13 protein-coding genes and 1 pseudogene are annotated in these 13794 nt (G+C 44.7%); 9 read left to right on the top strand and 5 right to left on the bottom strand.

Going from position 1 to position 13794, the window contains the following annotated elements; translation table 11 throughout:
- Positions 1-126 precede the first annotated feature (126 nt).
- Complete coding sequence (locus Q0852_RS19420; RefSeq protein WP_299020998.1) at positions 127-1347, bottom strand: helix-turn-helix transcriptional regulator; 1221 nt, start codon at positions 1345-1347, stop codon at positions 127-129.
- Positions 1348-1712: 365 nt separating this feature from the next.
- On the opposite strand from Q0852_RS19420, the gene Q0852_RS19415 reads away from it, so the two are divergent.
- Positions 1713-2018 carry a hypothetical protein gene (locus Q0852_RS19415; protein WP_299020995.1) on the top strand — a complete coding sequence of 102 codons (306 nt, stop codon included), beginning with the start codon at positions 1713-1715 and terminating at the stop codon, positions 2016-2018.
- Between the two features lie 139 nt (positions 2019-2157).
- On the opposite strand, the gene Q0852_RS19410 is transcribed toward Q0852_RS19415, so the two are convergent.
- Complete coding sequence (locus Q0852_RS19410) at positions 2158-3300, bottom strand: Abi family protein (RefSeq protein WP_299020994.1); 1143 nt, start codon at positions 3298-3300, stop codon at positions 2158-2160.
- A gap of 406 nt (positions 3301-3706) precedes the next feature.
- Between Q0852_RS19410 and Q0852_RS19405 the strand changes: the two genes are divergently transcribed.
- Together Q0852_RS19405 and Q0852_RS19400 are read left to right on the top strand one after the other, a co-directional pair.
- On the top strand, positions 3707-4489 hold the full coding sequence (locus tag Q0852_RS19405; RefSeq protein WP_299020992.1) for a flagellin B: 783 nt from the start codon (positions 3707-3709) through the stop codon (positions 4487-4489).
- A 127-nt stretch (positions 4490-4616) separates the two neighbouring features.
- A pseudogene (locus Q0852_RS19400) lies at positions 4617-4871 on the top strand (flagellin); the annotation flags it as partial.
- On the opposite strand, the gene Q0852_RS19395 reads toward Q0852_RS19400, so the two are convergent.
- Complete coding sequence (locus Q0852_RS19395) at positions 4779-5393, bottom strand: hypothetical protein (protein WP_299020990.1); 615 nt, start codon at positions 5391-5393, stop codon at positions 4779-4781. The pseudogene Q0852_RS19400 and the gene Q0852_RS19395 sit on opposite strands and share 93 nt — an antisense overlap.
- Before the next feature lie 408 nt (positions 5394-5801).
- On the bottom strand, positions 5802-6239 hold the full coding sequence (tnpA, locus tag Q0852_RS19390) for an IS200/IS605 family transposase (protein WP_299020989.1): 438 nt from the start codon (positions 6237-6239) through the stop codon (positions 5802-5804).
- A gap of 168 nt (positions 6240-6407) precedes the next feature.
- Here tnpA and Q0852_RS19385 point away from each other — a divergent pair, with 168 nt between their 5' ends.
- The 6 genes from Q0852_RS19385 (at position 6408) to Q0852_RS19365 (ending at position 12871) form a co-directional block, all read left to right on the top strand.
- Positions 6408-7268, top strand: a complete 861-nt coding sequence (locus tag Q0852_RS19385; protein WP_299020988.1) for a transposase — start codon at positions 6408-6410, stop codon at positions 7266-7268.
- A 9-nt stretch (positions 7269-7277) separates the two neighbouring features.
- Entirely contained in the window at positions 7278-7562 is a 285-nt protein-coding gene (locus Q0852_RS23985; RefSeq protein ID WP_367278172.1) for a zinc ribbon domain-containing protein, read from the top strand.
- Between the two features lie 126 nt (positions 7563-7688).
- The gene (locus tag Q0852_RS19380) at positions 7689-9116 is read left to right on the top strand and encodes a hypothetical protein (protein ID WP_299020986.1); all 1428 of its coding nucleotides are present in this window, start codon (positions 7689-7691) and stop codon (positions 9114-9116) included.
- On the top strand, positions 9113-9547 hold the full coding sequence (locus tag Q0852_RS19375; RefSeq protein ID WP_299020983.1) for a hypothetical protein: 435 nt from the start codon (positions 9113-9115) through the stop codon (positions 9545-9547). Before Q0852_RS19380 ends, Q0852_RS19375 begins: the two co-directional genes overlap by 4 nt.
- Before the next feature lie 175 nt (positions 9548-9722).
- On the top strand, positions 9723-11477 hold the full coding sequence (locus Q0852_RS19370; protein WP_299020980.1) for a hypothetical protein: 1755 nt from the start codon (positions 9723-9725) through the stop codon (positions 11475-11477).
- Positions 11478-11905: 428 nt separating this feature from the next.
- Positions 11906-12871, top strand: a complete 966-nt coding sequence (locus tag Q0852_RS19365; protein WP_299020978.1) for a transposase — start codon at positions 11906-11908, stop codon at positions 12869-12871.
- 334 nt (positions 12872-13205) lie between these two features.
- Here the strand turns inward: Q0852_RS19365 and Q0852_RS19360 are convergent, their stop codons facing one another.
- Positions 13206-13793 (bottom strand): 4Fe-4S single cluster domain-containing protein, encoded by a 588-nt coding sequence (locus tag Q0852_RS19360; RefSeq protein ID WP_299020977.1) that lies wholly within the window; start codon positions 13791-13793, stop codon positions 13206-13208.
- Between the last annotated feature and the right edge of the window lies 1 nt (position 13794).

Genomic DNA, 13794 nt, shown 5'->3' with positions numbered 1-13794 from the left:
CGGTTCAGTTAACCAAGACGCAGCGCTGCTGGTGGTACATGGCCGGTGTTACTGCCGGACCATCAACAGCGCTGAATCACTTCCGTGTCTAGTTGGTTTACTGACTTCCCGAGTCCAAGTAAACAATCAGAAAAGAACCTTAGCCCCAGGTACATAGCCACCAGCTTTAGCAATTTCCTTTTTCAACTCGTAGTATGAGTCTTCAGGCAGTCCACACCACTTCCTGACTTCCTCTATTTGCCGGAACAACTCTAATGGATTGATGTTAGTGATAACCGCAGCCCTGTCCTCTTTTTGAATAATCCCGAAGTAACTATTTTCACAGACTGAGGCATTTTCGTCATAAGTTGACATATCCAAACCAGTAATAATGTGTTTTGGTGCCAAATGAATTAACAAGTGATAATTCATATTTTCAGTTAAATATAATTCACAGCGCACATCACGCCACATGTCTGGGGTATGGCTGATTTTATCTGCGTCTCTGAAATTTCTATTATAAATGCTTCGACACTCATGTATTTCAGTGTAATTGTCAGCCAATCCATAAACGGTTTTAACACCATCGTTTATAAGGCTTTTTACGCAATAATCATTACAAATAGATATGAGCTTATTACCGGTCAATACCACCGGCGACAGTTCTTTAATGTGGGATAGGTTAACCGCTTCATTACTGCCTAAACGGTAGTTATCAAATTTACCAACAAGTAACCATAACAAATACATGGCATGAAAGGAGTGAGAATTAGATATACACAAGCCACTCATTTTCAAATGGTCATTTCGATAGGAACTTTTTGAATGCTGACAATTCTCCCACCGAAACACTCCATTATCTGAAAGAGATGAAGATTGGGTACGCAAGTGTTCATTATATTCATCACAGATAACATTAAATTCCTCCGATCGAACCAGCTCGTCAATCCTGGACATAATGAGCGATCTTCTATCCTCATCATTCGTACACTCGTGACTACCCTCCTCCAGTTCACAGTGTTTAATTATCAGGTCGATATAGGCTTTACTATTGAAGGTTTTTAGCAGCTGCCGTAAGAACCGATTCTCTGTGACAGGACCAAACAACTCGAAAAAAGTATCTAAGCTATCGTAAAGCTCAACCGTCTCGAATCGACCAGGATTACGACGCGGAGCACCACATAGATCAACAATCTTTTCCATTAACACCGGAGAGATAACGCCGGCTCCGCTTTTCATCTCACTCAACCGGCTTTCTTCTACGCCCAGTCTGGCGGCTAAATCCTTTTGGTTTTTACCGAGGCTTTTAAAATTAGCTATCGCGTGATTTATCCAAAGCATGGTGTCGTGTTTGGTTAGTTTCTGCATTGTTCTTCTCCGTCAGTGGGTACGGGAAAACTCTAACCAATTGATTCAAACATGTAATTACATATTTTCTGTAATTTCTCGTAATAAATTACAAAATACATACCGGTCAATATCACACAGCTCACCAGCTCCATTTAACATCATGATTTTAAATGGAAGTACGATTAGATTAGTAGTTATTATTGATGAAGGCAGCATAATGGCCTGAACCCTAATCGACAGCCTCTTCCCTGCAGAGTTCTGCCACATCCACCGTGGAAATTGAATCAAACCACTCACGATATTTGGGAGGGCATAACTCTGTTCGTCCATCATCGAAATAGACCGCATGGAAAGTTACATGATCAAGGTCCCGGTAAGGCAGCATGTTCTGGGCCCGCTGCCTGGGAGTGTCATTGAATGTTGTCCAGACAACAGCGTCGCTGCGCTTGGATAACCTGACCTGCTTGGTGAGAAGGAAGTCGAACGTGCGATGCTGGCAGCGTCCTTGCCCCGACGACAGAGTGAATGGCCTGGGGATCAATGATAAAAGGGTGATGGAAATGGTCCGCGATATAAGCCGACATATCAACACTGGCCGGCGCGATAAGCAGGTAAACGTCCAAGGGTGGCTCCTTTTTGGCGTATTCCCTTTAGGTTTACACCATGCCACCTATCTTGTTAGTGATTAACGACCTGATTTTGGATGGTTAATGACATTTATGGCTGGAGGTCTGTTTCTTGTTCGTTCAAGGATTAAGGATTCTGAAAAAGTGGCTTATTAGTACCGGCTGCAGCAGTGCGCGCCCCCTTCATACTGAAGGGGTACTATCACTTAACTTTGTCATCCATAGTTATATAAGCGTCTTCAAGAGCTGCTGGCAGATGCGACAAGAATTGTTTTTGATCTTCATTGAGCTCATCAAGTTGCTCAAGTGAAGCAATGAACTCATCAAACGCCTGTTTCGTAACTTCATGAGATGGTAGAACAGGTATTTTTTCTTCTAGGTGAATAGACTCAGGAAACTTACGCCTTGGGAAGGCCGTACTATCTTTTTCAAAACCCATTGAGTGATGCCAAATACCAGACAGAGATGGCAGGGTATCGACAATATCAGCGACACGACGAATCCATTGTGAATTAGTACCAATCTGTTTAAGTAAAAACCACACTACAGCAATAACCCCGTAAAGCTTATTTTTAGCATGCAGGTCTAATTGCAAAGTATTGAAGTAGCCAATACGAGGTGTTTTCAATCCACGGATATTTGGTCGGTTAAACAGGCGAGCATGATGGGCACAACGGTTTCTTATACCATTTAAGTTAATTAGCCAGTTCTCAACGATATCCTGCGAGTCCTTGCCTGTTACCCCAATACGGTCACAAATCCTTTGCTTGTTTTTGCCGTTCAGAATAGAGTAAAACTTTGAGATCATACCAAAATCCCAAGTTTCACAGCCAACCCACAGCGGTATAGGGCGTCCAGTGTTTTGATGGTGGGCAATACACTCTTCTTTGCTATCAGCAATAAGCTTATTATAACGTTTAATCACATCCTCGTAATAAATTACCGCACCAGCTTTAAAAGCATCTTTTGTGAAGTTCTTTGGTTTCAAGTGAGCCTGTGGGTCAATACGGCCAAGCTCATGGGCGATTATTGTCCGAAGATAAATTTCGATACGTTCAAGCGCGTTGGTAAATTCAACGCGTAGTTGTTTATCCAGAAGGTAGAGTTTAAATAGCTCATCGAATGACGTTCCCTGCTGGAATTCACTGGTCAGTATTTTGTTTCCGTTGTCATCGGAATAGTAACGCCGTGAGGAATGATAATACCCTGATAGACGGTAATAGCCGACCTGAGCAATTTTCCGTTCAGCTCGTTTAGGGTTGCGAATAACCATGCCACGTTTCCGCATCAGGGCGACGAGGTCGGGATAGTCTAAAAAAGGTTTTACTTGAATGTCTTCTGCCATGAAGTGGAATTTCAGATAAAAAAAAGGCTAATCCATCACTTACGCGAAGGTAAGGAGAGGTGATTAGCGCTGTTAAGTGAATCTTAATCTAAGAATCCTAATTGTCAAGAAAAAACAGGCGTTTGTTTGGTTATTTTGAGTTAAGCCACAATCCCAACAGCTAATTCATGCATTCATAGATAACGACCGTTGTGCGGTAACAACGCTTATAAATCACTTACTTACAGAGATAGGAAAAACGACAATTTTGTCCCCTGTTGGCAATGATTACCCCGCCAAGGGGATATGTCTTGCCGCCTCATAGAGTTAAACCCAAATAAACCGAAACTTTTACACCGCATGCAGTGCTATAGATGGCATAATAAATGCTTATGTATCAATATTGTCCATAGCCAGCAGCAATATCATGATTGTCAATTCGAACCCAACAGCCAAACTCACCCAGCGGTATCTGCACCGAGCAACCTCGTCGCACGCCGATAGCATGAAGAAGCTGGCATCAGGTAGCCGTATCAACAGCGCCAAAGATGACGCGGCTGGACTGCAGATCTCCAACCGCCTGCAGGCGCAGCGTTCGGGATTCGAAGTAGCTATCCGTAACGCCAGTGATGCAACCTCAATGCTTCAGACGGCTGAAGGTGCGATGGCCGAGTACACCGATAATCTCATGCGAATGCGTGATCTAACCTTGCAGTATGCTAATGGGGTCAATTCACCTGAAGACCATGATGCAATTCATCAGGAATTCAATGCATTAAAAGATGAGTTAAAGCGGATAACAGAAACCACCAGCTTTGGAGGCCAGCGATTGCTTAACGGTACAGCCGGTGAGCGCTCATTTCAAATCGGTGCCGATGCTGGTGAAGCGATATTCGTAGAATTTCCTGATCTAGCGAACTACCAAGGTGAAGATGTAAATGGTATCGACAATGATCAATTAGTTACTTCTACGTATCGTCTTGCTAAGAGACTTTGGCACTCAATGCCTGGTGATAAAGTAATCTTCAGAGATTACACTCATAAAGAGCCACCTCTTGTTCTAGAGTTGGATGGTAAGGTTTCTATTGAGGATTTACCTGAATTAGTCAACGAAGAGTTCGGAGATAAAATTAGAGCATATGTTAGAGAGGATAACGGTATATTAATACGGTTCAGTCGGCGATACCGACTATTCTCTCCAGGGCATTGAAAGCAATAATTATGACCCGCTTTTGAGTTATGGGGGAGTGTTGGGTATTGAGCCGATCGAGCTACCAATTGATTCAGTCTCGATTCTAGACCCTCAACTTGGTGCCCCTAATAAGACCATTGAGCAACTTGATCAGTTACTGAAGTATGTAGACAGTGAACGTGCGAAGCTTGGCGCAGCCCAAAACCGGCTTTCCCACGCCATAAATAATCTATCCCAGACCTCAGAAAATGTGGCAGCCAGCAATAGCCGGATCAGAGATACTGATTTCGCCCGGGAAACCAGTCGGCTAGCCAAGGAGTCGATCCTTAAGGAAGCGAACACAGCCATGCTGGCCCAGGCCAGCAAAGCCCCACAGGAAGCACTCAACCTGCTCAGGTAGCAGCAAGACCAGGTATCGGGTCAGTTCCGTGGTGCCGGCAAGCTCCTCGCGGTCAAAATCCTCATGCCACTTGGCCATGACCTCACCGTTCAACGGCAAGGTCTGGGTTTCAGCCAACTCCAGCCCGGGATGACTGTGAACAAGCAGTGCCTTCAAGTCCCGCCCGAGGCTCGGCTCGATGGCGTCAATCACCAAATGCGGTTGCTCCCCACCAGCGAACTGTGCCACGGCACGGCGTACCCGGAGTGACTGGCACAGCGCCCGGCCGATCCTCTTGTCCGAGCCTTTCATCATTTTGACTACCGGCTTGCCACGTACCTCGTCCTGGTAGGTGATACCGGCCTTAAGCCAGCACTCATGGGTCATGTCGGTCAGCGGTAAGTCAGCCAACTGGCCAAGTACAGCGCAGTTAATTTCTCCATTAACCAGTCCCTCTTCGACCATGCTGCGCCCGAGCCAGCCCCCCCTTGGCGCATAACGCTTTGGAAAACAGGGCCTGAGCATGCCAGAGGGAGTAACCATTACCACCGTAATGGTTTGAAAAATTAGGTCGAATTTCCTACACCCTATTGTGATGTGGTTTCGGAGAACTTAGGCTCAGATCTGAACTACAAGAAACCCCAATTACGAAAACTCATTTCAATGCTTCTGAACCATCAAGTCTTTTAATTGCCTCCGTCACACGAAGGCCAGTTGTTACACTTTAGCCATGAACAGGCTTCTCAGTTATTTAGGTAACCAGGCACCAAAATCATCTTCCACAAAAAAGAGCAGGTCATTGGTTATGAACAAGAACTTTGTAAGGATGTGATTACGTTAATGACGATCTTTTCTGCAAGGCTATGTGGCAAGCGCTTTAATTAAAGTAAAAATCCGCCTTCTAAGAAGGCGGCTTTACATTCGCCCCCTAGAAGGGGGCATTCCACGCTATCAGTTTTTCAACAACTCAAGCTGATTCTCATACTCAAGCTCTTTTTTGTCCTGATGTCGTACATATCTACGAATTATTGCCTCGTTTACTCCAACTGAATCGACAAAGTAACCTTTTACCCAAAAGTGATTTCCCCATAGCTTTTTTCTTATATGTGGAAACTTATTGAATAGTCGTATTGCACTTCTACCTTTCAGCACTCCCATAAGAGACGAAATCGACACTTTGGGTGGAACTAACGCTACTAAGTGAACATGATCCGGCTGAATATTCAGCTCTAATACTTCACAGTCCTTCATGTTCAAGAAGATATAGATTGAACGATAAAGTTCTTTGGCCACATTACCTTTCAATATTTTGAATCTGTACTTTGGTGTCCAGACAATATGGTATTTACAACGCCAATAGACATGTGATGAACTCCTGTAATCGCCCATGTTTGTTGTTTCCTCTTACTTGTGGTGAATAAGAGGCTTACTTCTAACATGGGCACTCCTTCGGGCAATAGCCCACAGGAACAATCACCACCGCTCAAAGCGGTGGTTTAGATGTGACAATAAAATGCTGAAGGCAGTCACTTGATACTGTGTGCATAACCAGTCCATATGTTGTATATGCTGATTTCCTTCAAAACCCAGTTAATGACCAACAATAAACAAAACACCTACATGGCAAAAGCCTCGGGCGTGTCACGTTTTGCGTGGAATTGGGCGTTAGTTAACTGGAATGTACAATACCAGCAGTTCAAGAAAGGAAAGCGGGATAAAAAGCCTACTGGCATGAGCTTGAAAAAGGAACTTAACGCCATCAAGAGAAGGGATTATCCCTGGATGTACGAGGTCACGAAATACGCCTCACAACAACCTTTTATCTTCCTGAGTCGCGCCTGGTCTGATTTTTTCAAAGGAAAGCGCAATCGGCCTCGATTAAAGAAGAAAGGTAAGTCCAGAGATTCTTTCTATGTCGGAGGCGACCAGGTAAAAGTGCGCGGTCATTATGTCAAGGTGCCAAGCCTTGGCTGGCTACGAATGGCCGAACAAATCAAATATGGTGGTCATATCAACTCAATGACCATTTCGCGAAGTGCTGACAAGTGGTACGTGTCGTTCTCAATCGATGTTGAAGTCTCCATGCTTCCAAGCAAAAACCAAGCTAAGTGTGGTGTAGACTTAGGCATTATAGCATTGGCAATACTCAGTAAAGGCGACATCCGATACTGGGTTACACCTAAACCATTACAACAGTCACTTCGGAATCTGGCACGCTATCAGCGACGATTAGTAAAGAAGGTGAAAGGCTCCAATGGGTACAACAAGCAAAAGCAAAAAATCGCCCGACTTCACAAACGAATTGCTGATATCCGCCGCAATACCCTGCATCAACTCAGTGCCTACCTGGTTAAGAACTTCAACGAAATCGTTATCGAAGATTTAAACGTTAAAGGCATGATGGCTAATGGAAAATAAGCACGACATATTACTGATGTAGGATTTTATGAATTACGAAGGCAGATAGAATACAAGTCAGCATGGGCTTGCGTAATTTTGACGATAGCAGACCGATGGTATCCATCCAGTAAATTGTGTTCTGACTGTGGCACTCATAATCGGAAATTGAAACTGAATGACCGGACGTATCGTTGTGCCAGTGGTAATGACAAGTGCCGAGATTACAACGCCAGTTTGAATTTAGAGAATTATACGGCTCGTTCAGCCGAAATTTACGCTACTGGAGATGACGGCTCTGTAGTTGCTGCTTAGTAACAACTGCAACCAGCATCGATTGAAAGTAGAAAAAACCAGCAAACCATAATCAGGTTTGCATAGGTGTTTTAGAACGGTTGGCTACCCTACCCGAAACTCAATGCTGAATTGCCTGCAGCGCAGGTGACCAAGAACCAGCCACTGCCTGATGCTGTGATGCTGCCGTTCTTCAAGCCTTTTATGGAAGATCCCGCTGCCTTTGCCCGCCAGCCACAGGACATTTTTGATTACTGGTCACGCCCGCTTGATGCCAGCGATCTGATTGAGGAAGATTTTAACTGCGACAATGTTCGCCATGCCAAACACCACAGCAAGATGCAGGTGTCCTTCACGCTTGCCACCAGCCTTGCTGACAAGGGGGACTTCCCGGTCAGTGTCGAAACCAGCACGGCTATCTGGCACCTGGCCATCAACACCGAAATGCAGATCCAGTCCGTCACCATCAACAACAAAACCATAGCTCCCGAACGGTACGCCCTGCTGCAGCAAGATATCGACAACGCCATCGAGGCCTTTACCCGGGATCTGCTCGATTACGTATGCGAAGAGGTCGGTCGCCAACTTGGTGGCACCGGTGATGCGATGGCCGTACTCCAAGCGCTCGGGAGCAAGCTCAGGGCTATCACGGCGACGCCTATGGTTTGCCATCAGAAGCTACTGTACCTGACGCCTGTGTCGCTGACCGACAGTTACAAACCGGATGCCAACCGCCGGCCGGCGCGCCAGGATTTCACCCGCCGGGTAACCCGGAAGGAAAACGGAAAATGGATTAAGGGCAATACAAGGCTTCGCTTCTATACGATTGATACCACCCCCTTGCTGGCCCATGCCCACCGACAGGACAAAGAGATCCTCGGTCTGCGCTTTGATACCGAGCAAGGCAAACTGCTGCCGATGCACCAGAACCCATTGCGGTTTGACAGCAGCCTCTCCGCTATCGAAAACCTGGCCATCGACGACAAGCGCTTCGCGTTCTGGGTCCAGGAAGGGGGAATTGAGCAGGCACTGGATGTCCATGGCCGACACCTGCGCTCCCTCTACCGCCGGCGCGGCGATGGAATTCGTAGCCTGCGCCAGTTCGGTGGCACCTATCCGGCGCACCAGCACCAGAACTATCACCGCAGCAAGGTAAACCAATACCTCAAGCACGAGCGCAACGAGTTAATCGCCCGGATAGAGCAACACCTGTTGCAATGGACACCGATGCACGAAGCTGTCTCGGAACTGTGCGGCCGACTGCAGTGTGACCTGGCCATCGAGGAGTCAACCGGCGAGCCCTTCAACCACAAGGAATACCATACACGCTGGGCGTCGCTCATTGACCACTACCATCCCAGCCTGGTTGACTGGATTGCCCTGGTAAACGTCTGGCGGCCGAACCGTGACAACCTGATCGACGGTTTAACCCGGATGCACCAGACAGGAAGTTCTGTGATAGGATGGCTGGAAGCCTTCAAGGGTGAGTTAGAGCTTGCAAATCAGCGAGATATAAAGAGAAGCCACAAACAACTGAGCCTCAAGGAGCGCCTTCAGGCGGTAAGCAGCTTATGACAGATTTCAATAATATGGCCGAGCGCCTGGCCATGCCGGCACCAACGCTGCGTCAGTGGCAGAAATCCCGCCCCGACTATTTCAGGCACCCGGAAATGGCCCTGGCCGTGCTCAGCCCGGACCGGCTAGCGACTTTCAAGGCCAGCGAGAATTCAGTCAAGGAGATGGCAACGGAATTAGGCCTGCCGTCACCACTTACCGACGAGACCTTCCCGGTGCCATCGCGAACCCTGCGTGACTGGATTGCCGGCGGGAAAATACACCGGCTCATCCTTGCGATGGTGGTCGGGCACCAACAATGCCATCTTGATGAGATGCCAGGTGATATCCGTGACTGGTTCGAGGCCACCTGCTCGGAAAAAGGGATCCAGCCGAGTGCGCTGCTGTCACTGTACCTGCACAATCCGCAGGTGATGGAAAAGCTGATTTAGTCTGACTGGAATAGTGGAGTGGTTTAATTTTTCATCGACTCTACTTTTATAGAGACTCCTATACATAATAATTAAATTTAGAGAATAAACATTGCCAGTTAAGTGTTCAGGTTGGACGGTAGTCACTAAGCCCAAATTGCCACTTATAGTTAAGAAAAAATATTCAGGAATTGTTATGAACAACCATTACAACAACCGACCATTTTCAGATCAAATTGTAGAAGAGCTTTCAGCTATAAACTCTGGAAATGAATATTTAAAAGATTATCTAAATACAGGCAAGTACGAGCCGCTAGGACACAATAATAAATATTATCTAGCAATTAGCGAGATGGTAAATGACATCCAGCAAGCTAGAGAACGCTATTTTAAAAACGATTTATTAGAGACCGCTTATTTGGGGCTGTTTGATATAGATAATAATAGAGAAGTATTGGATAACAACTTATATCAGCTCGATATATTTCCAGCCATGAGACATGATGACCAACTTAAGTATCCTCGATACTTTTCCCGTTATTTGGCTCCAGAAGGTATGATGCTTACAGCGTACTGCCAAGATATTAAGAATACCAGCAGCCTTTGCATCCCGGAAAATATGTCACATGAAGAGGCAGTTAAGCGTTTCAATGACACCGTCCATAGTCTATGCGTAAAACTTGCAAGTCAAGATGAGACATCACAGCCATGCAACCGGATAGGGCGAATCTTTTGCACAGTTGCTGATCAACCCTCATACTACAACAAGGAATTTCTAAATACTTTTTCTTCTATCAATGAAGTTGAATTTTGCACTAATATTCAAGTATATGAAGATTCATACTCTTTGCTACAAATTAAAGTACCAAACATTGACTATCTGGTTTGTATCTCTGTTGTATTCATACACGTTCAGGCCAGAGAAACACTGCTTAATGGTGTTTTTGCAGATATTGATTACTGTTTAAGAGGGAAAATAAATAAAAGAACAAATGAGTTTAACATAAATTATCCTGACGAGCACCTTAGACAATGCGTTCAAAGTGCTCGCGAGTACGTGGCAAAAGTTGAGAAAAGTCACTATTCACAAATAAACTCACTGCCTGACTGTCTGAAATCATTTAATTACAACACATATATAAACATTCAAGATTATAAATTAAAAGACTATCTTAGAGGGCTTCAATTAACTCAAGACCTTTACCATTTAATCCATTCATTTAATAATGATAACTTGTCGTATAACAATTGTAAAACGAATCACATGCATACGCATGAAGAAGGGATTAATGTCACGCTGCACGATCAACTGTCAGTTAACCTAACAAGGCTAAGTGATTCACCAGAGTACTATTTGCAAGACGATAGAAAAAGTCCACGTAAGGAAACAGCAATTACGAGAAACCTAAAAAACCTAATAATTCAAAAGGGTTTGTTTTGGGCTGATGTGGAAATACCAATGAATAATGGCGTTCTAGATCTGTTGATCGAAGATGAATCAATACCCGATAGAGACAAAGAGCTAGTTGCAGAGTGCAAAATACTAAAACTAGGACGAAATAACAAAATAACCAAATCTGAAAAGAAAATGGTCGTGCTAAAAGCACTTAAACAGATCAAACAGTACAGAGAAAACCGAGATGTACTGGCTTATCTTATTTTTTATGTGTTCGATATTGAGGCCAGGATCGCAGCTGAAGCCCTAAAAAGGGCTTTTGAGCAAAAGAAATACACTTTTGAGCCACATCCTGTCTCTGATGACATCAATGAGACTGGGATTAAAACATACTTGCTAAAGATACACCCTGATGCTGAAGATATCAGAGTTATGGTGGTGTCACTACATACTAAAACACCAACTCAGCACAATAACGATGGGACATCTATCACTCCTGATGAAATTGAAGAGTCAGACAAAGATGATGATAGCAATGCTGATGATGAGTCATAGACAACATAAGCTATGACTACAATCCAAGATAAAAGGCTCCTCTATCTTGACGCATAACTGACCATTATTTTTATGAAGCTAATGCAAGTCAACGAACAATTATGTGCTTAGAGCGCAATGGCCAACCATCCCTGGTCGGCCATTGGCTGTTCTGATTAGCAGAACATTTTCGATATCATACGGTTGCAGGCTTGAACATAACTATCCCCACTCTCAGTCGTCCAAGTCTCAACAACACCAAATAAGCATCAACTTTTTATAGATTGTTGGCGAGAAAACCCAGTGATCAGCTTGCTGTCACTGGGATGAATCGCCTAGCCCTGCTCTTGAATGTACCTACGGATAGTTTCAGCACTTGCATCGAACACACGAAATACCCATCTATCCAAAACTTGACAACTTCCAGTAGCTGGCTAAATATACAGTATATGAAAAAGACGCTCAGATACAATTATCGCCTCAGACCCACGCCAGAGCAGGAAGCTAAACTGATTGAGTTTGGTTCTTATTCCCGTGGTTTGTGGAACTTATTGTTGTCTGAAAACCAGCGTCAACATGAACAAGATGGTACATTCCTTTTTTACAAGGATATGGCTTCTCGCATTAAGCAAATTAAAAAGCTTCCTGAGTTTGCCTGGGTAAAAGCCTTTGACTCAGCGGCGGCACAGCAGGTCGCCAGAGACCTGGATACCGCGCTTAGAAACGGCACGTCTAAAGGCTCTCACCAGAACTTCCCAAAATTCAAAGTGAGTTACCGGATCAAAAAGCTTCACAATGACAGCTTTAGAGCCGTCAATAACTCCAACTGCATCAGAATAGAAAATGGCACCATCAGCCTGCCTAAAATTGGGCGGGTTACTATCGTTCTTCACCGCAGGCTTGTGAGTAAGATCAAAACGGTAACGGTGCAGTTCAGGCATGGACACTGGCAATGCAGCATTACTCAGGAAGTGGAGAGCAAGGAAGCCAGGCAGGTGCTCAGCAGCATTGTTGGCTACGACATTAACTCCAAGCAAACGGTGGTCGGATCAAACGGACTAGCCGTAGATAACCCGAAATTCCTCAAGCAATCCAAGGAAAAGCTAAGCCGACTCCAGCGACAGCTAGCCAGGCGAAAGAAAGGCTCTGCCCGGTGGAAGAAAACAAAAGCACGTGTTAACGCCTTACACGGGAAGATTTCAAGACAAAGATTAGATTTCGCCCACAAGACATCGCGACAGATAACCAATGCGAGCGATATTGTGGTGTTTGAAGATCTGAACGTGAAAGCAATGCAGAAATTCAACGGTCAGATGGTATCTGATAATGTGATCGGATTAATCTCTGATTTGACCAAATACAAGGTTGAACTTGAGGGTAAGCTTCACCTGTGTAAACTGTGGTGCTCACAATGACCGAGATCGCTCGGCTTCTGTGAGCATCAGAAACACAGGTGAAAGAGATTTAATGGCGGTTGGTACAATCGTCAGGGTTAATCCCACGTCTCAGCAGAAAGCACTCAGTAAAACGAAAGTCTTTGAACTATCAAAGTTAAGTGTGGGATCTGAGAAAAAATCGGCAGCATAATGCTACCGAAGCCCAGTGATCACGCTTTGCGTGTCGCTGGGTAGTTCACAAATACTCAATCCTGTATTACCTTCAGTATGCATATACATTCCGCATATCAAGTAGTGTAAAACCATGGTCGGACAATACATGACTAACCATGACTTATAGCTTTGGATGACTTTAATACTTACCTTTTAACGCCTCATCGGGGAAGCCTAAAATTCGGACACTCTCATCACTATCAATAATAATTTCAACTTGATTGATGCGTTGAGGTTTAATTGACTCTCTAGAATTATCAGGGTAAATAATGATTTGATTATCGGAGCCTATCCATTGTTGGTTTATGTTTCTTCTGTCGTCTCGATAGCGTCCAATCGCAGCAATGTCACATAATTGATGAATATTTGATATGTGATTCTTCTGCCTTAATTCGTATTCCTCGTAACCAGTAAATAAAAAAATGGTTAAGTGTGAACGCTCCCTTATTTGCCTAATCAGCCACCAAATATTGTCAGATTGGTGAAGAGGCTCCCCTCCTAAGAAGGTAACCCCTTTGATATTTGGCGAATGAAGGATATTCTCAAGTAAGCGCTTTCTATGAACAAGCTGCTTACTTTTAAACGACCACATGTCACGATTCCAACAACCTTCGCAAGCTAGCGCGCAGCCCTGAAACCAAACGACAAAGCGCTCTCCCGGACCATAGATATGACTCAGAGGTTCAATATGAGCAATGTTAAAGTACTCACCATAGTCCTTAGCCATT

This window comes from uncultured Photobacterium sp. (assembly GCF_947502415.1).
Taxonomy (GTDB): domain Bacteria; phylum Pseudomonadota; class Gammaproteobacteria; order Enterobacterales; family Vibrionaceae; genus Photobacterium.
Note: the sequence above shows the minus strand (reverse complement) of the source record. Positions and strands in the feature narration are given on the sequence as shown.